This is a genomic window from Nonomuraea sp. NPDC001831, from assembly GCF_042892035.1.
Taxonomy (GTDB): domain Bacteria; phylum Actinomycetota; class Actinomycetes; order Streptosporangiales; family Streptosporangiaceae; genus Nonomuraea.
In genome coordinates this window covers 798871-818075 of the sequence record NZ_JBIATU010000001.1, presented here as the reverse complement: position 1 = coordinate 818075, position 19205 = coordinate 798871, and the positions used below count along the sequence as shown (strand labels likewise).

At 72.4% G+C, this 19205-nt stretch carries 15 protein-coding genes; 3 read left to right on the top strand and 12 right to left on the bottom strand.

Annotation, left to right across the window (positions count from 1 at the left end):
• Positions 1–18: 18 nt before the first annotated feature.
• From ACFYYW_RS03465 to ACFYYW_RS03450, 4 genes are all read right to left on the bottom strand, one after another.
• Positions 19–906 (bottom strand): ABC transporter permease, encoded by an 888-nt coding sequence (locus ACFYYW_RS03465; RefSeq protein WP_352326316.1) that lies wholly within the window; start codon positions 904–906, stop codon positions 19–21.
• Entirely contained in the window at positions 903–1853 is a 951-nt protein-coding gene (locus tag ACFYYW_RS03460) for an ABC transporter permease (protein WP_352326318.1), read from the bottom strand. The genes ACFYYW_RS03465 and ACFYYW_RS03460 overlap by 4 nt, the downstream gene beginning before the upstream one ends.
• On the bottom strand, positions 1850–3910 hold the full coding sequence (locus tag ACFYYW_RS03455) for a dipeptide ABC transporter ATP-binding protein (protein ID WP_387644571.1): 2061 nt from the start codon (positions 3908–3910) through the stop codon (positions 1850–1852). Before ACFYYW_RS03455 ends, ACFYYW_RS03460 begins: the two co-directional genes overlap by 4 nt.
• Positions 3911–4079: 169 nt before the next feature.
• Positions 4080–5468 carry a serine hydrolase domain-containing protein gene (locus ACFYYW_RS03450; RefSeq protein WP_387644568.1) on the bottom strand — a complete coding sequence of 463 codons (1389 nt, stop codon included), beginning with the start codon at positions 5466–5468 and terminating at the stop codon, positions 4080–4082.
• A 220-nt stretch (positions 5469–5688) separates the two neighbouring features.
• Between ACFYYW_RS03450 and ACFYYW_RS03445 the strand changes: the two genes are divergently transcribed.
• On the top strand, positions 5689–7536 hold the full coding sequence (locus ACFYYW_RS03445; protein ID WP_387644565.1) for a S8 family serine peptidase: 1848 nt from the start codon (positions 5689–5691) through the stop codon (positions 7534–7536).
• 99 nt (positions 7537–7635) lie between these two features.
• Here ACFYYW_RS03445 and ACFYYW_RS03440 read toward each other — a convergent pair whose 3' ends face one another.
• The 6 genes from ACFYYW_RS03440 to ACFYYW_RS03415 form a co-directional block, all read right to left on the bottom strand.
• Positions 7636–8847, bottom strand: a complete 1212-nt coding sequence (locus ACFYYW_RS03440) for an FAD-dependent oxidoreductase (RefSeq protein WP_387644563.1) — start codon at positions 8845–8847, stop codon at positions 7636–7638.
• A 278-nt stretch (positions 8848–9125) separates the two neighbouring features.
• Positions 9126–9584 (bottom strand): hypothetical protein, encoded by a 459-nt coding sequence (locus tag ACFYYW_RS03435; RefSeq protein ID WP_387644560.1) that lies wholly within the window; start codon positions 9582–9584, stop codon positions 9126–9128.
• A 2-nt stretch (positions 9585–9586) separates the two neighbouring features.
• Positions 9587–10177: a hypothetical protein gene (locus ACFYYW_RS03430; RefSeq protein WP_387644558.1), complete on the bottom strand. Its 591-nt coding sequence runs from the start codon at positions 10175–10177 to the stop codon at positions 9587–9589.
• Positions 10178–10281: 104 nt separating this feature from the next.
• A complete protein-coding gene (locus tag ACFYYW_RS03425) occupies positions 10282–11238 on the bottom strand; it encodes an NAD-dependent epimerase/dehydratase family protein (protein WP_387644556.1) in 957 nt (318 codons plus the stop codon).
• A gap of 440 nt (positions 11239–11678) precedes the next feature.
• Entirely contained in the window at positions 11679–13730 is a 2052-nt protein-coding gene (locus ACFYYW_RS03420) for a SpoIIE family protein phosphatase (RefSeq protein WP_387644554.1), read from the bottom strand.
• 80 nt (positions 13731–13810) lie between these two features.
• Positions 13811–14368, bottom strand: coding sequence for a TIGR00730 family Rossman fold protein (locus ACFYYW_RS03415; RefSeq protein WP_352328904.1), 558 nt, complete (start codon positions 14366–14368; stop codon positions 13811–13813).
• A gap of 107 nt (positions 14369–14475) precedes the next feature.
• On the opposite strand from ACFYYW_RS03415, the gene ACFYYW_RS03410 reads away from it, so the two are divergent.
• Complete coding sequence (locus ACFYYW_RS03410) at positions 14476–15381, top strand: polysaccharide deacetylase (protein WP_387644551.1); 906 nt, start codon at positions 14476–14478, stop codon at positions 15379–15381.
• A 41-nt stretch (positions 15382–15422) separates the two neighbouring features.
• Here the strand turns inward: ACFYYW_RS03410 and ACFYYW_RS03405 are convergent, their stop codons facing one another.
• The gene (locus ACFYYW_RS03405) at positions 15423–16922 is read right to left on the bottom strand and encodes an alpha-L-arabinofuranosidase B (protein WP_387644548.1); all 1500 of its coding nucleotides are present in this window, start codon (positions 16920–16922) and stop codon (positions 15423–15425) included.
• Between the two features lie 358 nt (positions 16923–17280).
• Here ACFYYW_RS03405 and ACFYYW_RS03400 point away from each other — a divergent pair, with 358 nt between their 5' ends.
• A complete protein-coding gene (locus ACFYYW_RS03400; RefSeq protein WP_387644545.1) occupies positions 17281–17604 on the top strand; it encodes a cytochrome P450 in 324 nt (107 codons plus the stop codon).
• A gap of 203 nt (positions 17605–17807) precedes the next feature.
• On the opposite strand, the gene ACFYYW_RS03395 is transcribed toward ACFYYW_RS03400, so the two are convergent.
• A complete protein-coding gene (locus tag ACFYYW_RS03395) occupies positions 17808–19205 on the bottom strand; it encodes a WD40 repeat domain-containing protein (protein ID WP_387644542.1) in 1398 nt (465 codons plus the stop codon).

Sequence of the window (19205 nt, the reverse complement as noted above, 5' to 3'; positions counted from 1 at the left end):
AATGTCAGTCGGCGTGCGTCAGTCGGCCCGGCGCCCGACGGCGTCGCGCAGGGCGTCGGCGAGCAGGTTGAGCGCCAGCACCGTCAGGACGATGCAGCCTCCTACCGGGTAGATCAGCCACCAGTAGTCGGCCGAGATGTAGGCGACGCCGCCGGCGAGCTGGCTGCCCCAGTCCTCGGTCGGGTACGTCAGCCCGAACCCGAGGAAGCCCAGCGCCGCCACGACCAGGATCGCGTCGGCGACCTGGAACGTGATGTTGACGATGATCACGCCGAGCGCGTTCGGGATCAGGTGGGTGAGGATGAGCCGCCGGCGCGAGGCGCCCATCACCCGCGCGGCCAGCACGAACTCCCGCACCCGCAGCGTCAGCACCTCGCCGCGGACCAGCCGGGCGGAGACCAGCCAGGAGAACCCGCCGATGACCAGGCTCAGCGACAGCGCGTCGGCGTGGAAGCGGGCCGACAGGATCAGCACGAAGAACAGGAACGGCACCGAGAGCATGACGTCGACCAGCCGCATGAGGAACCCGTCCACGACGCCGCCGGCCAGGCCGGCGACCGCGCCGTACAGGGTGCCGATCGCGGTGGCGAACAGCGCGGCGAGCAGGCCGATCTGCAACGACAGGCGGCCGCCGGCCATCAGCCGGCCGAGCACGTCGAAGCCGTTGGCGTCCGTGCCGAGCGGATGGCCGGGGCCGGGCGGCAGGGCCGCGTTGACCAGGTCCACGTCGATCTGGTTGGTGCGGTGCAGCAGCGGCCCGAGGAAGCAGAAGCCGGCGATCAGCAGCAGGAGCAGGCCGCCGGTCAGGCCGAGCGGGCTGCGCCGCAGCCCGCGCAGCACCGAGCGCCGGTTGCGCGCCGGGACGGCCTCGGCCTCGGGCCCGGCCTGCACGTTCTGTGTGGTCATTTCGTCAGCTCGATTCGGCGGTCGGCGGCGGCGACCACGAGGTCGGCGACGAAGTTGCCGGCCACGGTCAGGACGCCCCCGACGAGGGTGTAGGCGAGCAGCACCGGATAGTCCTCGCGTTGCAGGCTGTTGAGGAACAGCAGGCCGAGGCCGGGATAGTTGAACAGCGACTCGACGATCAGGTTGCCCGCCAGGAGTGTGGGGATGAGCGTGCCGACCAGGGTGACCAGCGGCAGGCAGGCGTTGCGCAGCAGGTGGCGCAGCAGGATCAGCCGCTCGGGCAGCCCCTTGGCCCGCGCCACCCGGATGTAGTCCTGGCCGAGCTGGTCCAGGGCCGCCGAGCGCTGGTACTGCGCGAAGACCGCGACGCTCGCCGCGGCCAGCGTGATGACCGGCAGCGCCATCGCCCGCGGATCGGTGAGGACGACCCAGGGCGAGTGCGACTGGGACGCCTCGGCCGGGAAGATCGGCAGCGCCTGGCTGAAGACGGCGATCAGGATCAGCCCGAGCAGGAACGACGGCGTCGCGTACAGCACGTACGAGACCGCCGTGAGCAGCCGGTCGGCGACGCTGTTGCGCCGGACCGCCTGCAGCACGCCGAGCGGCACGGCGATCACCAGCGCCACCGCCAGGCCGGCCGCCGAGAGCATCGCGCTGCGGCCGGCGTTCTGCCCGAGCAGGGTGGCCACGTTCTCGTTCAGCTTGTACGACCTGCCCAGGTCGCCCCGGGCGAGCTGGCCCAGGTAGCCGACGTACTGGGCGAGGACCGGGCGGTCGTACCCGTGCTGCCGGTTGAAGTCGGCGACCGCCTCGGGCGAGGCGCGCTGCCCCAGGACCACCCGCCCCGGGCTGTCCGAGACGAGGTGCAGCAGCAGGAACACCACCGCGGAGATGCCGAGCAGGACGACGACCGAGATCGCCAGGCGCCGGACGACGTACCAGGTCATGACCGGGAGGCTCCCTTCAGCGGGGTGGCCGCGGGTTCGAGCGGCTGGAGCGGGTGGTGGCAGGCGACCTGGTGGCTGCCGGTGACCGGCCGCGGGAGGGGTTCGGCCTGGGCGCACAGGTCGTCGGCCAGGGCGCAGCGGGTGCGGAAGCGGCAGCCGCTGGGCGGGTCGATCGGGCTCGGCAGCTCGCCGCGTACGCGTTCGCCGCGCGGCTGCCGGGCCTGCGGGTCCGCGTCGGGGACGGCGGCCAGCAGGCCGGCGGTGTAGGGGTGGGCGGGGGCGCCGTACACCTCTTCGGTGGTGCCGGTCTCGACCAGCTTGCCCAGGTACATGACGCCGACCCGGTCGGCCAGGTACCGGACGACGGCGAGGTCGTGCGAGATCACCACGCTGCTGAGGCCGCGTTCGAGCTGGACGGCGCGCATGAGGTTGAGCACCTGGGAGCGGATGGAGACGTCCAGGGCGCTGACCGGCTCGTCGGCGACCAGCACCGCCGGGTCCAGGGCCAGGGCGCGGGCCAGGTTCACCCGCTGCCGCTGCCCGCCGGACAGCTCGTGGGGGTAGCGCTCCATGACGCCCGCGGGAAGGCCGACGTCCCGCAGCAGCTCGCGGGCGCGGGCCGTGCGGTGGGCGCGGTCGCCCGCGCCCTGGATCGCCAGGGGCTCGCGCAGGATCGTGCCGATGCGCATGCGGGGGTCGAGGGCGGCGCCGGAGTCCTGGAACATCATCTGCAGCTGGCTCCGGCGCGGTCCGAGCGCCCGCGCGCCCATCCGGCTGACCGGCTCGCCGTCGAAGATCACCTCGCCGGAGGTGGGCCGGTCGAGGGCGACGAGCATCCTGCCCAGCGTGGACTTCCCGCACCCCGACTCGCCGACCAGCCCGAACGTCTCCCCCGCCGCCACCTCGAAGCTCACGCCGGAGACCGCCTTGAGGGTGCGGCGGGCGCCGAACAGGCCCCTGCCGCCGACCGGGTACTCGCGCCTGAGGTCGACGACGCGCAGCCGCGGCGCGGGCTCAGGGGACGCCGCGGGCTCCACCGGACGGGTGCGGAAGCGGCTGCGGACCCGATCGGCCGGTCCGGTGGCCGGGTGGTGGCAGGCGTGGACGTGCCCGCCGTCCTCGGCCACGGGGGGCGGACGCTCCTCGCGGCACCGGTCGGTGGCGGCGTCGCAGCGCGGCGCGAACGGGCAGCCGGGCCCGGCCGCGGTCAGGTCGGGCGGCGCGCCGGGGATGCTGAACAGCCGCTCGTCCCGGTCGTGGGTGAGCGAGGGGATCGAGGCCAGCAGCGCGTGCGTGTAGCGGTGCCGGGTCCGGGCGAAGAGCACGGGGGTGGGGGCGGTCTCGGCCAGGCGGCCGGCGTACATGACGCCGACGCGGTCGGCGTGCCGGGCGATGACGCCCATGTCGTGGGTGATGAGGATCATCGACATGCCGAGCCGGGACCGCAGGCCGTCCAGGAGGTCGAGGATCTCGGCCTGGATGGTGACGTCGAGCGCGGTGGTGGGCTCGTCGGCGATGACCACCCGCGGCTCGCAGGCCAGCGCCATCGCGATCATCACGCGCTGCCGCATGCCGCCGGAGAGCTGGTGGGGGTAGTCGTCCATGCGCTCGGCCGGGCGGGGCAGGCCGACCAGGGCGAGCACCTCGGCGGCGCGTTCGCGGGCGGCCCGCCTGGAGGCGCCGTGGTGCAGCCGGACCGGCTCGGCGACCTGCTCGCCGATGCGCCGGGTCGGGTTCAGCGCCGTCAGCGAGTCCTGGAACACCATCGCGATCTCGTTGCCGCGCAGGGCCCGGTAGCGCGCGGCGGGCAGGCCGACCAGCTCCTGGCCGCCGAAGTCGATCGAGCCGCCGGTCACCCGGCCGCCGGCCGGCAGCATGCCCATGATCGCGAGACCGGTCATGGACTTGCCGGACCCGGTCTCGCCGACGATCCCCAGGGTCTCGCCGCGGTTCAGCACCAGACTGACGTCCGAGACCGGCCGGACGACCCTGTCACCGCGCCGGATCTCGACCGACAGATCCCGGATCGCCAGCACGCGATCGCTCTCCAAATCCATCCGACGATAGTGGGACCCGCGTCCCCGGCGGTGTTCGTCGCGGACATCGAACGTTGGGACCGGGGTTCGTCCGGGCGTACCAACTGATCAGCCAGGTGCGGCGGCGGTTTCGGCGGACATGGCGACGGCCCGCCCGGCGCTCGGCGCGGGCGGGCCGTTCTCGGCGGGGTCAGCCGGACGTGCGGCGGTCGGCGCGGCCGTCGTGCAGGTAGAGGGCGCGGCCGGTCCCGTTGTCGCCCAGGAAGGCGATCGGGGCGTGCGCGCCGCGCTCGGGTTCGAGGGGGATCAGCACGTCGTCGCGCCAGGCGGCCAGCTCGGTGCGGTACGGCACCTCGTCCAGGTCTGCGGTGATGCCCACGGGTGTCCGGCTCAGCCACAGCCGTCCTGCGCCGTCCACGGTCACCTCCGTCTCGCAGGTGCTCGACGTGTAGGTGCCGGCGTACCGGGCGGCGTTCGCCGGCGGGACGGGGGCCGGGCCGGGCGCCGGGGGCGCGGGCAGCTCGACCCCGCCCAGCTCGTCCAGCACGCGGCCGGTGATCTCGGCGAACACGGGCCGCGTCCGGCCGCCGTTGGCGACGACGACCACGGCCACGTCGCGCTCCGGCGCCACGCGCAGGCACGCCGCCTGGCCGACGGTGCTGCCGTCGTGGCCGAAGACCGCGGCGCCGGGCCGGTCGAAGAGCTCCCAGCCCAGGCCCCAGGCCGTGCCCTGGTCGAAGTCGGGCAGCCTGACCTGCGGCCGCCGCATCTCCGCGACGCTCCGCGCGCTCAGCACGCGGGCGCCGTCCGGGCCGGTGCCGCCGGCGAGGTGCATGCGGGCGAAGGCCAGCAGGTCACGCGGCGGCATCGCCAGCATCGAGCCGGCGGGGGCGTTCGAGCGGGCCAGCGCCCACACCGGGGTCGGCTCGTAGGGGCCGCCCGGGGTGCGCTGGACGTGGCCGACCGCCGTGCGGTGCACGATCGCCTCGTACGGGTCGCAGGCGGCGTGGGTCATGCCGAGCGGCGTGAGCAGGTGGTCGCGCAGGCACGCGTCGAACGGCTTGCCCCGCACGACCTCGATGATCCGGCCCAGCACGCAGTAGCCGGCGTTGTTGTAGGAGAACATCTCGCCGGGCTCGAACAGCTGCGGCACCTCGTGCAGGACGTCCAGGAAGCGTTCGACGCAGTCGTCGCCCTTGCCGGTGTCGGTGAAGACGTCCCCTTCGAAGCCCGCGACGTGGCACATGAGCTGGCGCGGGGTGATCCGCCGGGCGGCCCGCTCGTCGCCGATCCGGAACGCCGGGAGGCGGTCGCGCACGGGCGCGTCGAGGTCGAGCAGGCCCTCGTCGGCCAGTTGCATGGCCAGCGTCGCGGTCAGCACCTTGGTGATCGAGCCGATCTGGAACAGGGAGCCGGGGGTCGCCTCGACGCCCGTCGCCGTGCTCAGCGTGCCGGCCGCGACCTCGATCGTCCGGCCGCCCGCGTGGACCGCCACGGCGGCCCCGGGCACCTGGTTCTCGGCGAGCAGTCCCGCCAGCCGGTGACGCAGCCACGCATCGATCTCCTCCAGCTCCGGCACCGGTGTCCCCCCTGGTCGACTCCGCCCGACCCTAGAGCCGGCGGGGACCGTCCGGTTCGTCCACCGCCACTATGACGGCCTCGCTTCTTCGTCGGAACGACCCAGACCGATGTGATCTATGACAGATATTTCAGTATTGCCTGACTGGCTGTCATATGCGATGTTCCGCTCACAAGCCGCATGAGCACAGCTCATGTCACCCCCGGAGAAAGGCGTTTCCATGCGTCGAATCTCAACCCTGTTAGCCCTGGCCTCCGGCGTCTGCCTGGCACTGTCCGGCTGGGCCACCGCCGCCGAGGCCAACTCCCCGGCCGCCGCCGACCAGCAGCGCTACATCGTCCAGCTCTCTGGCGTGTCGCGGGCGCAGGTGGCGAACGAGGCGCAGCAGCAGGTCACGGCGCACAAGGGCGTACTGGTGGGAACCTACCGGTACGCCTTCAACGGCTACTCGGCCCTCCTCACCCCCGAGGAGGCCGCCAAGCTGAAGGGCGAGCCCGGTGTGCTCACCGTCGAGCCCGACCACGAGGTGCACGCCTTCGCGCAGACCGTACCGAGCGGCATCAAGCGCATCTTCGCCGACCAGAACATCAACCTCGACATCGACGGCACCGACGACGTCCGCGTCGACGTGGACGCGGCGGTCGTGGACACCGGCGTCGACCTCGACCACCCCGACCTGAACGTGGTGGCCAGCACCAACTGCACCAGCGGCGTCTGCTCGGGCACCGGCGACGACGACAACGGGCACGGCAGCCACGTGGCCGGCACGATCGGCGCCATCGACAACTCCGTCGGCGCGGTCGGCGTCGCCCCCGGCGCCCGCATCCACGCCGTCAAGGTGCTCAACTCGGCGGGCTCGGGCACGCTGGCCGGCATCGCCGCCGGTCTCGACTGGGTCGTGGCCAGGGCGAGCACCATCGAGGTCATCAACCTGAGCCTCGGCTGCCAGGGCTGCAGCAGCTCCGCGATCAGCAACGCGATCACGAACGCCACCAACGCGGGCATCGTCGTCGTCGTGGCCGCCGGCAACAGCTCGGCCGACGCCTCCGGCTTCTTCCCCGCCAACCACCCCGACGTCGTCACCGTCTCGGCCGTGACCGACTTCGACGGCCAGCCCGGCGGCCTGGCCGGCACGATCACCGTGCCGTGCCGCACCGACGGCGCGACCGACACCGACGACACGCTCGCCTGGTTCTCCAACTACGGCACCACGGTCGAGGTCGCCGCCCCCGGCACCTGCATCTACTCCACGTGGATGAACGGCGGCTACAACACCATCAGCGGCACCTCCATGGCCAGCCCGCACGTCGCGGGCGCCGCGGCCGTGCTGACCAGCGGCTCGAACAAGCCCACCACCCGGGCGGGGGCGCTGGCCGTACGGGACAAGCTCAAGGCCACGGGCAACCTCAACTGGACCGACGACGCCAGTGACGGGGTCAAGGAGCCGCTGCTCGACGTGCACGACGCCACGCAGTACCCGCCGACGACCGGTGGCAACCAGTCGCCGGTGGCGAGCTTCACCCAGTCGTGCGACAACACCACGCGGGCGTGCTCGTTCAACGGCTCCGGCTCCAGCGACCCGGACGGGACCATCGCCTCGTACGCGTGGACCTTCGGCGACGGCTCCACCGGCAGCGGCGCGACCGTGTCGCACACCTACGCCGCCGCGGGCACGTACACCGTGGCCCTCACCGTGACCGACAACGGCGGGGCCACGAACACCACCAGCAAGAGCATCACGGTCGGGACCACCCCCGGCAACTGCACCGGCTACCAGACGCCGTTCTCCGGCAACCTGACCAGCGGGCAGAACGTGTACTACCCGAACAGCTCCGGCTACACGGCCGCCGCCGGGACGCACCGGGCGTGCCTCGACGGGCCCTCCGGCGTGGACTTCGACCTGTACCTGCAGAAGCAGGGCATCCTCGGCTGGACCACGGTGGCCAGCAGCGCGGGCAGCGGGCCTGACGAGTCGCTGACCTACAACGGCACGGCCGGCACCTACCGCATCCGCGTGTACGCGTACAGCGGGTCCGGCGCCTACACGGGCGGCTACACCAAGCCGTAACCACCCACCCCCGCGACCCCGTGCCCCACACGGGGTCGCCCCCCGTTTCCGCCCTCCCACGCTCTTCCACGCGGCGCACGAGACTGGCGCGCCGGATCGTCAGGGTCGCCGGACCGCGTCCACCCTCGCCGTCAGCCTGGGTTCGAGCTCGGGGAAGGAACCGTCGCCGAACAGGATCCGCGCCGCCAGCGCCCGGCCGGCACGGGTGCGCAGGACGGTCACCGCGGCCTCCGCGGCGACCGGCGACCGGATCCCCGCCAACAGCCGCCGCAACAACAACCGGCCCCGGAACCGGGCCCGCAACGAGGCCCCGTCGTACCGCTTCAGCACCTCCCGGTCGCCGGTACGCAGATAGTCGGCGATCACCGCCGCGGCCAGCTCGGACATCCGCAGGCAAGGGTCCAGCCCACCGGCCGTCAGGGGCGACACCGCGCCCGCCGCGTCCCCGACCAGCAGCCCGTCCGGGCACGCCAGCCGCCGCAGCACGCCCCCGACCGGGATCGGGCCTCCCCGGCGCTCGACCGGCCCGGCGGGCGCCGCGCGACCGGGCGCGTCGGCGGCGAAGGCGTCCAGCAGACGGCGGACGCCGCCCTGCATCGCCCCCGGCTCCCCCGCGACACCCACGTGGGCGTGCCGCCCATCGTCCACCACCCACCCGAGGTATCCCGGAGCCACCCGGGGATCCAGCACGCAGTGGAACGCCGGAACGCCCGCCCCGGACGCGACCGCATGGACGATCTCGGCGCCCACGAGAAAGCGCCGGTTGACGTCGAGACCGAGATCACGCGCCACCCGCGACCGCGCCCCATCCGCCCCCACGACAAACCTGACCCCCACCACCTCCACCCCCGCAACGCCGTGCACGCCGTCCGCACTCTCCGCACCCTCCGCGCCGTCCCCGCTCTCAGCGCCGCTTGTGCGCTCCAGCCGGACGAGGCCCGATGAGCTGCCCGTGTACCGGACGCCCAGCAGGACGCGGGCGCCGGCCGACTCCGCCGCGCGGCGGGCGTGCTCGTAGACGGCGGCCATGTCGGCCACCCGGAACTCGTCCCGGTCGCTGGTGAGCCGGATCGGCGAGCGCCGCGACGGCGGATACAGCAGGACGTCCCGGACACCGGGCCCGAGCAGGTGGCCAGGCAGGTCGAAGTCGTCCAGCGTGCGGCGTACGAAGATCCCGGTGGTCCGCACGCCGGCCGACAACGACCTGCGGCGGTCGACGACCATGACGTTCAGCCCGCGCCGGGCGAGCAGCTGGGCCGTGCTCAACCCGGCCAGCCCCGCCCCCACCACCAGGACATCCACTGTCTGCATATTCCAGGACGTTAGGCCCGAACCCCCGCCCAAGGGCCGGTCTGCACGGCACCCGCCCCCAACCTTCACACCCCCACCACACCCCCGGCGGCACCTGCACTCAGGACCCGAGACCGACAGTAGGTCCGCACACCGCGCACAGCAGGCCAGGGCCGTCAGCACATTGGGCGAGCGGGCGTGGGCCGTCACCACACCGCGCACAGCAGACGAAGACCGTCAACGCACCGCGCACAGCAGGCCAAGGCCGTCAGCACACCCCGCACAGCAGGCCAAGGCCGTCAACGCACCGCGCCTACGACCGCCTTGCCCTCGCTGGCCGCCGCCGCGTAGAACGGCGCCAGCGCCTCCAGCCCTTCGTACGCCCCGCCCGCGTGACCGGCGCCGAACCCCCACCCCTCCTCGCCCAGGCCCCGCGCGACCGCCGCCACCTGAGCGGGATCCGGCACGAACGGCGGGCCGTAGCCGACCTCGCACCCGGCCACGTCGTTCGCGCCGTCCTCGCCGGTGGCCGCCGCCAGCCAGGGGAAGCACCGCCTCCATCGCGCGGTGCCGTGCTCGGCCTCGGCCCGCCCCTCGGCGATGGCGGTGCGCGAGCGGTGGTCGTCCGCGAACACGTCCGTCTCCAGAGGGAGACCACCCGACCGGCCCTCCAGGACGGCCCCGATGAGGCCGGGGTCGGCCCGTACGGACTCCAGCAGCGCGGCCTCGATCTTCGCGAGGCTCAACCTCATCGACATGATCAGGAATCGTAAGCGGCGCCCGGCCCGTCCGGACGTTCCTGGAACGCGGCGAACCGCCCCCGATCCACCACGATCACCTTGTCGCCCGCGTACCCGTCCAGGTCCGCGGCGTTCCAGCTCTCACCTGGCCTGATCCGGTGGAACCGGAACGTCGCGCTGGTCTCGTTCGCGCTCACGACGCAGCGCACCGGGACGGGCGGGTGCAGGGCGCGGGCGAGCCGACCCACCTCCAGGGCGAGCGCCACGCCGTGCAGCAGCAACACGCGCTGGCCCTCGTCGCCGATCACGGGCACGTGGCCGACGGTGACGACCTGGACCGGGACGAAGTCCTCCAGGTGCAGGGAACTCCGGTCGCACTCCCAGCCGGTGAGGTCGTGGAAGGGCGCGGGGGCACGTTCGGCGCCGTCCGTCGAGGCGGCCCAGCCGAGCACCGCACCCCGCCGGACGAGCCCCTGGGCCACCCGTTCCCGCAGGCCGGGAGCGAGGCCGCCCGGCGGCGCCGGCAGGCCCGGGCCGCCCGGCATGCCGAGCAGACCGGCCGCGGAATCGTTCATCGTCACGCGCAGCACGCCATCCATGATCCCGCTCACGGCGCCCACGCGAGCGGCCGGGGGCCCGAAGGGCCGAGGGCCCGGTAGGGGCCGACGGCGGCCGAGGGCCCCAGGTCAGGGAGCCGGGGGCCGGGGGACCGAGGTCAGGGAAGCAGGTGGAGGAGTTCTGTCTCTTCGTCGGGGGTGAGGCCGGCGCGGGTCACCTCGTGGCCGGAGTCGCGCAGCCAGGCCAGCGTGTCGCGGGCCGTGTCGGCGACCGGGCGGATGCGCAGACCGGCGGCCAGCGTGGCGGAGGTGTCCCGGGCCATGAACCCGGCGTACTCCGGCAACGGCAACCACAGCGGCAGCGAACGCGGCCCGGCCCACGGCTCGACCTTGTGCCCGGTGAGGAACTCCTGACCCGCCCAGACGAGCTCCGGCGCCACCGCCAGCCCCTCGGCGATGCCCGCCAGCAGCTCGCCCCTGGTGAAGGGCATGGAGATGCCGTCGTAGGGGCCGGTCAGGCCGGCCTGCGCCGCGTCGAGCGTCCAGGCCGCGAGATCGCGTACGTCGACGAGCTGCACCAGATCGCCGGGCGAGCCGGGAGCCAGCACGCGGCCGCCGCGCGCCAGCCGCTCGACCCAGTAGGTGAACCGGTCGGACTGGTCCTCGGGGCCGACGATCAGCCCGGCCCGTACGTGCAGCGCGCCGTCGCCGAGGATCTGCTCGCACGCCACCTTGGCCGGCCCGTAGTTCGCTGGGTCGCTCTCGTCGGCGCCGGCGGGCAGCGGGTCGTGCAGGACCTGGCTGACCCGGGTCGCGTCGGAGTAGACGCTGCACGACGACACGAACGTGTAGTGACCGGCCCGGCCCGCCAGCTCGGTGACGGCACGCCGCACCTGGCTGGGCAGCCTGGCGACGTCGACGACCAGGTCGAACGCCCCCTTCAGCGGCGCGAGCCCGCCGTCTTCGGCCCGGTCGACCCGGACGAACTCCACGCCCGGGGGCGGCTGGCCGGCCATGCCGCGCGCCGCGCACACCACCTCGTGCCCGCGATCGCGGGCCTGCCGCGCGATCTCCCTGGACAGAAATCTCGTGCCGCCAAGAACAAGTGTCCGCATGCCTGCCATCCTGGCCCACCCGGCCCGTCCGGACCCCCGCCCTTCACTTCCAGCGCAACACTCCCCCGGCGGCGGGGCGGCCGGGCCGCAAAGGGGATGGATCACATCGAACGGTCATGTATCCACGTAGCGGCGGACATGCTCGTGCAGACGTACGCTTCCTGCCGCCGGCCGGCGCGGACTTCTTCGGCAACCCGGCCGCCAGGACGGTTCTTCGCGCTCGGGTGCACCGGGCTGATCGTCACGGGCGCCGCCGCCGCGTGGCTGGGCGCTGCCCAGCCACGGGCCCCGGCTCTGGGGAGCACACGCGCGACCCGGCCCTCCAGGCCATGGGACGGGAGACCGCGGCCGCCCTGCTGGCCGGGGACTCCGCACGGGCGATCCGCGACCATGGCGTTCTGCGCGACCTGTGCGCCGTCACGGGCAGGCTGCCCTCCTGATCACTCCTCCTCCGCGGGCGGCAGCCGCAGGGCGATGACGGCGATGTCGTCGAGGCCGGTGCTGGGCAGGCCGCTGAGCACCTGGTCGCAGAAGCTGTCCAGCGGCTCGGCGGCCAGCGACTCCGCCACCCGGCGCAGCCGGCCGAGACCGAGGTCCAGGTGCTCGCCCGACCGTTCGATGAGCCCGTCGGTGTAGAGCAGCAGCGTGCTGCCCGGCGGCAGCGGCTCGGTCCAGGAGGCGCGGGTCTCGCCGTCGGAGAAGCCGAGCAGCGGGCTGACGGCTTCCTCCAGGAAACGTCCGTGGCCCTGGGCGGTGACCAGCAGGGGCGGCGGATGCCCGGCCACCGCGAACCGCAGCCGGTGGCCGCCGCCGTCCTCCTCGACGCGGGCGAACACGCACGTGGCCGTGACCTCGGAGGACAACGACTCCATCGCGACGTTGAGCCGGGTCAGGATCTCGCCGGGCGGTTCGCAGCGGTCCATCGCCAGCGCCCGCAGCATGTTGCGCAACTGGCTCATCAGGACGGCCGCCGACAGGTCGTGCCCCGCCACGTCGCCGATGACCAGCGCCGGGACGCCGTCGGGCAGGACGAAGGAGTCGTACCAGTCGCCGCCCACCTCGGCGGCGCTGGGGCTGGCCCGGTAGCGGGCCACGATCCGCAGGCCGGGCAGGCGCGGCGGCTCGGCGAGCAGGCTGTACTGCAGGGCCAGCGCGACCTGCTGGGTGCGCTGGAAGCGGATGGCCCGGCTCAGGGCGTCGTGGGCGTGGCCGAACATGTTGCCCAGCAGCGTGATGTCGGCCCGGTTGATCGCCGGACGGTCCCCGCACGTCACCACCCCGACCACGGCGGGCACCGCGCCGTCGACCACGACCGGCAGGACCAGCATGCTGTTGGCGCCGCTGGCGGCCAGCCACGCGCGGGTGCCGGCCGGCGCCAGGTCGGGCGGCGGGCACCCGGCGGGGAACGTCTGCAGCACGGGCCGCCGCCGGCGGACGACCGCCACGAAGGCGTTGCCGTCGTCGAGCTGCTCCTCGCTGTACGGCGACAGCGGCACCAGGCCGCGACGTGCCGCGGTGACCAGCCGCTCGACGACGAACGGCGCCTCGCCGCGCCGATCGCCGGTCAGGTCGGTGATGAGGTAGACGCTGCAGCCGTCGGCCAGCTCGGGCACGATGACGTGGGACAGCGCGCCGAGCATCTCCTCCAGGCTGCTGAGCTGGGCCGTGGCCGCCGCGGCGCGGTCGAGCAGGCGCTGCCGCCGCTGCTCCTGCCACTGCTCCTCGATGTCGGTGCACGACCCCACCCACTCCACGACCTCGCCGTGCTCGCAGATGGGCACGGCGCGCAGCTGGAAGTGCCGGTAGGAGCCGTCGGCGGTGTGCAGCCGGTAGACGTGCTCCCAGGTCTCGGTGGCCCTGCTGACCGCCCGGGACCACGATCGGATCGTGTCCTGGCGGTCGTCGGGATGGACCATCTTCAGCCAGCCCTGGCCGCGGTGCCCCTCCCACGGCTGGCCGGTGACCCGCTCCCAGCTCGGGCTGGGCTCCTTCACGTAACCGTCGCGGGTGGTCACCCAGACGATCTCCGCGCTGACCTTGATCAGGCTCTCGTAGCGGCGCAGGATGCGGCGGCGCTCCTCGGCCAGCGCCTCGATCCGGCGGGCCGCGGTGACCTGCTCGGTCACGTCCATCACCACTTCGAGCACGCCGTAGTCGCCCGGCCCGAAGACCACGCGCGACAGGCTGGAGGTGAAGAACCGCCGTTCCTCGCACTGCGGCCCGACGACGTACTCCGGCTCCGCCGTGGTGACGAACGGCTCGCCGGTGGCGTAGACGTGGTCGAACTGCGCGCGGAAGTGCACCTGGACGAACTCCGCGAACGCCTCCTCGATCGGCAGCCCGGTGCGGCTGTCGGCGAACAGGGAGCGGTAGGCGGCGTTGGTGTAGACCAGGCGATGGTCGGGGCCGCGCGCGACCGCCACGCCGACCGGCGCCGGTTCCAGCACCTCGAACGCCAGCCCGCTGCCCGCGGGCTCGCCCTCAGCCCCCATCGTGACCTCCCCCGACGGCCACAGCCTCCCTCCCCCCTACCCGCGCTCCCTCCGCCCCGAACGCGCGCCGCGGGGGCCGGTCAGCCGCCGGCGCCCGGCGGGACCAGGCCCGACTGCTCCTCCAGGTAGGCGATCGCCCCGACGCCCTCCTCGGCGAAGAACACCAGCTCGGTGAGGGGCAACGGCAGGAAGCCCTCCGCCTCCATGCGCTGGAACTGCTGCTTCAGCCCGTCGTAGAAGCCCGCGGTGTTCAGCAGCACGACCGGCTTGCTGTGCAGGCCGTGCTTGCGCAGCTCCAGGATCTCGGTGGCCTCGTCGAGCGTGCCGCTGCCGCCCACCATGATGACGAAGCCGTCGGCGCGGGACAGGAGCTGCGCCTTGCGCTCGGCCAGGTCGCGGGTGATCAGCATCTCGTCGGCGCCCGGCCGGGCCTTGTGCGCCAGGAACTCGACCGAGACGCCCACCAGGCGGCCGCCGGCCTGCTGCACGCCGTCGGCCATGACCTTCATCAGGCCGCTGTCGGAGCCGCCCCACACCAGGGTGTGCCCGCCCTTGCCGATGAGCTCGGCGAACTCGCGGGCGGGGCGGGTGTAGCGCTCGTCGAGGTCGGCGGCGGAGCAGAAGACGCAGATGTTCACGCCGCAACTGTAGGCGAACCTGCCCAGGCCAGGGCACCTGGGAAGGATCTACCCAAGATCCGTCGAGCCCGGTGCCCGTCCGTCGCGGCGGGGGTACGTCCTGGTCCATGAAGAAAGCCATCATCGTCTGCTTCGGCGTGGACGTGGACGCCGTGGCGGGCTGGATCGGCTCGTACGGCGGCCAGGACTCGCCCAACGACATCCAGCGGGGCGTCTTCGCCGCCGAGGTCGGGACCCCGAGGCTGCTGCGCCTGTTCGCCCGCGAGGGGATCAGGACGAGCTGGTTCGTCCCCGGACATTCGGCGGAGTCGTTCCCCGACCAGATGCGGCGGATCGTCGAGGCCGGGCACGACGTCGGCGCGCACGGCTACCTGCACGAGAACCCGGTCGCGATGTCCGCCCAGCAGGAGGAGGACGTCCTGGCGCGCAGCCTGGAGGTGCTGGACAAGGTGCTCGGCGTCCGGCCGCGGGGCTATGTGGCGCCGTGGTGGGAGATGTCCGCGCGGACCGTCGAGCTGCTGCTGCGCTACGGCTTCGGCTACGACCACTCGCAGTCCTACCGCGACTTCCAGCCCTTCTACGCCCGCAAGGGCGAGCAGTGGACGCACATCGACTACGAGCAGGCCGCCTCCACCTGGATGAAGCCGCTCGTGCCCGGCCAGGAGGTGGACCTGGTGGAGTTCTCGGCCAACTGGTACCTCGACGACCTGCCGCCGATGATGTTCATCAAGAGCTCGCCGAACAGCCACGGCTTCGTCAATCCGCGCGACCTCGAACAGCAGTGGCGCGACCAGTTCGACTGGGTCTACCGCGAGCTGGACTACGCGGTCTTCCCCGTCACGCTGCATCCCGACGTCAGCGGGCGTCCCCAGGTGCTGCTGATGCTGGAGCGGCTCATCGCGTACATGCGCGGGCACAAGGGGGTCACGTTCATGTCGATGGCCGAGGCCGAGATCGACTTCCGCGCCCGCTTCCCCTTCGACGGGCGGGCGCGCCCGGCCGACATGCACTGAGCCGTCCCCGGCCAGGGGCCGGGGACGGCTCGGGCCCCCGTCTATGCCAGGGGCGGCACGACGGCCCAGCTCACGTCCGCCGCCCAGGAGGCGGTGTTGTCGAAGGCGTGCGAGCCGCCGTTGCTCGCGAGGTAGACGGTGTTGTCGTAGTGGCGCAGGAACCGGTCGGGGAAGTTCGCGGCGGCGAACGACGTGCCCTGGCCGCTCCTGCCGGCCTGCGGGCAGAAGGTGGCGTCGGCGGCGAACAGCGCGCTGCCGTCGTCGTGCTGCCGGTAGAGCTGGTAGTTGCGGTGCCGCAGGTAGTCACCGGGGTAGTTCCGCGACTCGAACGACACGCACGAGCCGCCGGCCAGCCCGCTGCGGACGATCCACGTGGCGTCGCTCCTGTCCAGCGACGAGCTGCCGGAACCGATCACCGACGTGACGACCTGGTCGTTCTGGTGGCGCAGGTAGCGGGTGGTGCAGCAGGCCGTGGTCGCGCGCAGCGAGACGGACGCGCCGGGGGTGAGCGTCCCGTCCGCGCCGCCGCCCGTGGTGGTGTAGCCGGCGGCGACGATGTTCGCCTGCACGGCGTTCTCCGTGGCGTTCGAGGGGTAGCCGGCGGTCATCACGCCCTCGTAGAAGGTGCCCGCGGAGCCGTTGCTGTTGTCGCCGCCGATCCCCAGGATGATCGCGCCCTCCTTCTTCATGGGGTTGTAGCCGGGGGCGTTGGGACGGGGACCGTCGTAGTAGGTGGACAGGCCGCCGGACTGGGCGTTGCCGGCGCGGATCGCCCAGTGGTTCGGCTCGCCCTTGACGACGGCGGTCAGGTAGCGGTGGCTGACGCTGGGGTCGCCCGGGTTGTAGCCCGGGTTCACGCCGGAGAACAGGCCGTTCTCCAGGTCGGCCATGACCCAGGGGCCATTGCCGGTGCCGTAGCCCCAGACCTTGATGTCGCCGAAGTAGATGGCCTCCATGGTGCCGTTGCCGTTGTCGCGGCTGTTGGTCTCGGCGTTGCCGTAGTCGAAGCAGCAGCCGCCGTTGTGGTGGGTGCCGTCGAAGACGGCGTACATGCCTTCGGGCTGGTCGCCCTTGGCGATGCCGTTGGTGGAGTTGTCGCGGTAGCCGGTGCCGGGGGTGACGCGCACGCCGTACGCCTTGTGGCCGTTGACCATAGTCGGGGCCGCGGGCGCGATCGCCAGGTTGTCGTACCCGCCGGGCGCCGGGCCGGGGAAGCCGCCGGGGGGCGCCTGGGTGAGGTGGTTGCCCCGTCCGGACTGGTCGTAGAGGACCGTGATGAGGCAGGTCGTGCCGGCGCAGAACGTGTCCTGGGCGGCGGCGTCGGCGTAACCGCCCGCGGCGAGCAGGCCGACGTCGCGGGTGGCGTTGTCGGAGGAGCGGCGGACCTGGTAGAGCGGGCCGTTGTAGGCGGCGTACAGGGCGCGGGTCGTGCTGTGGGCCGCCACGCAGGGGGTGCCGCCGGCGGCGTAGATGTCGCACGCCTGCTGGGCGGCGGCCCGGGCCGCCGAGGGGGCGCCGGCGAGCAGCCCGACGACGAGCACGACGGCGGCTCCCGCCTTTTCGAGAATGCTTGATGCGGACCGGGACCTCATCACTCGACCTCCGCTTCTCCAGGAAATTCCAGGCACGGGAACGCGCACTCACGCGCACGCCACAAATGCCCTCCGACCTGCCGCGTCACCGGGATTGTCGCGGCGATGTTATCGCTAACATAATTACCGGCGAGAACCTCCGGACAGGGAGAAGAGACTTGACCGGCCCACTATGAAACGAAATCCCGCAACCCGTCAAGCGCACCTCACCACGGGGCTGGGACGACCACTGTCACGTCACGGGACGACCTCGATCTGGAATCGGCGTACGAGGCTCCGCGCACCGACATCGAACAGCGGCCGGCCGGTGCGGCTGTCGGGCGTGGAGCTCGCGGCGGGCGAGCCGGTGGTCGCGTGGATCGGCTCGGCCAACCGCGCCCCGGCCGTCTTCACCGACCCCGACACGTTCGACCCGGCCCGCACGCCCAACCGCCACCTCGCCTTCGGCAGCGGACACCACTACTGCATCGGATCCCACCTGGCCCGGCTCACGCTGCGGCTGTTCTTCGCGACGCTCTTCGCGACCTTCGCCGACGTCGAGGTGGCCGGCGAGCCGGTCCGGGTGCGATCGACCTTCCTCATCGGTTTCAAGAAGCTGATCATCGCGAGGACGCCCAGGAGAGGCCGATGACGACAGAGATCCCGTTCACCCACGCCCAGGAACTACTGCTCTGGCCGAGCAGGCCGTCCTGGTACTGACGCGGGTGGCCCCGCCGACCACCGCGGAGGCCGCCGGTCCCCACACCTCCGACCTCGCCTCAGGGGCGACCGCACACGGAAGCCCCTGAGGACGAGCGCCCGCAGCGTGTGAGCCCGAACGCCACAGAATCGAGGTCAGCAGATCTCGAGGGAGTCGCCGTTGCTCCTCGTCGCATGTTCGTCCCAAGCCTTCGGGTCGCCGTAACGGTTCCATTCGTCTCGACTCAGCCGGTATCCGTCGTCCACCAAGGAGCAGACATACTTCTTCGGATCCGTTCTGATGCTCGCCAGGTCCCGAAAGTCCCATATCGACGCCCCGGCATCGAGTGAGGTCAGGGCGACGGCCCCGTCTGCGCTGATCGCGGATTGCGTGCCCACGGTCGACTCATTGAACAGGCCGGCTATCTGCACCGGATGCGACTTCTCCCGCAGATCCCACACCGACAGATGTCCGACCATCGAATACTGCGAACTCGAGCGATATCCGGAGACAAGGCCTGTGCTTCCGTCAGCGCTCAACGAGACGGACGCAACGTCGCTGATCGGGACGGGCACGTCGGCTTCGAGCCTGGGATGAGCCCGGTCAGCCAGATCCCAGACCCGGTACCCGCGTGGCTGACCGGCGAGCAGCACCGTTCCGCCGGCATTGAGACTGACCGATTCCACGAAGACGTCCGAGCCTCCCACCACGGCGAGCCGCTGCGGATTTGACGGCTTGCTCAGGTCCCAGACGTGGGTCTCGCGACGTCTCGAAGGCCCGCTGACGGTGACAAGCGTCCTCCCGTCACCGCTCAGGGCCATGGCGTGCAGCGCGCCGGGTAGGGGGACGGTCGACACCTCCCGAGGACGGGCGCGATCGACGAGCCGCCAAACGCCCAGACGTCCGTCCGCAGCGGCGATCACGGCGAGGTTGCCGTCCCCGGCAAGCTCGACCTGCTCGACACCCCGGCCATTACCGGATGCTCCGGAGCGACGACCGCTGAGGACCGCCAGTTGTTTCGGTCTGGCCGGGTCGGACAGGTTCCACAGGCGGGACTCGCCATCGTCGGAACCAGTCAGCGCGAGTCTTCCGTCGGAACTCAGCGCCAAGGCGCCGACCCGGGAGGCATGACCTTCGAGCTTCCCGGCCTTCTTCACCATGGAGAAATCCGCGTAGGACTTGTCTCGCCGATCGGACTTCCGGTCGATCCTCCAGACGGTGACGTTCTTCGATCCCGCCGTCAGCCCCACGACGCCGTCGGCGCTTATTTCCACGTCGTCGCTCCGGCCGTCCGCGACGAACTCCTCACCGAGCTCAGGGAAGATCGTGTTGAGCAGCGCGGACCTGGTGATGTCATCCGCGTGGATCCCTACCGCGAGTGCGCCGAGTCGCTTCGCCAGATCTGGCGAACCGTCCCGCACCTCCGCCCCACGGTAGGCGAACTCCCGAGCGAGGGTCACAGCCTGCTGCGAGTCGGCGGCGGCGCTGGGACGCCCCCCGAAGCCGTAAACGGCGTAGGAGAGAATCCCGAGCGATAACACGACAGCGATCAC

What these genes read in the sequence shown, in the direction of transcription:
- ACFYYW_RS03465 (WP_352326316.1), bottom strand. Translation starts at nt 906, where the DNA reads ATGACCACACAGAACGTGCAGGCCGGGCCCGAGGCCGAGGCCGTCCCG.
- ACFYYW_RS03460 (WP_352326318.1), bottom strand. Translation starts at nt 1,853, where the DNA reads ATGACCTGGTACGTCGTCCGGCGCCTGGCGATCTCGGTCGTCGTCCTG.
- ACFYYW_RS03455 (WP_387644571.1), bottom strand. Translation starts at nt 3,910, where the DNA reads ATGGATTTGGAGAGCGATCGCGTGCTGGCGATCCGGGATCTGTCGGTC.
- ACFYYW_RS03445 (WP_387644565.1), top strand. Translation starts at nt 5,689, where the DNA reads ATGCGTCGAATCTCAACCCTGTTAGCCCTGGCCTCCGGCGTCTGCCTG.
- ACFYYW_RS03440 (WP_387644563.1), bottom strand. Translation starts at nt 8,847, where the DNA reads ATGCAGACAGTGGATGTCCTGGTGGTGGGGGCGGGGCTGGCCGGGTTG.
- ACFYYW_RS03435 (WP_387644560.1), bottom strand. Translation starts at nt 9,584, where the DNA reads ATGTCGATGAGGTTGAGCCTCGCGAAGATCGAGGCCGCGCTGCTGGAG.
- ACFYYW_RS03425 (WP_387644556.1), bottom strand. Translation starts at nt 11,238, where the DNA reads ATGCGGACACTTGTTCTTGGCGGCACGAGATTTCTGTCCAGGGAGATC.
- ACFYYW_RS03420 (WP_387644554.1), bottom strand. Translation starts at nt 13,730, where the DNA reads ATGGGGGCTGAGGGCGAGCCCGCGGGCAGCGGGCTGGCGTTCGAGGTG.
- ACFYYW_RS03410 (WP_387644551.1), top strand. Translation starts at nt 14,476, where the DNA reads ATGAAGAAAGCCATCATCGTCTGCTTCGGCGTGGACGTGGACGCCGTG.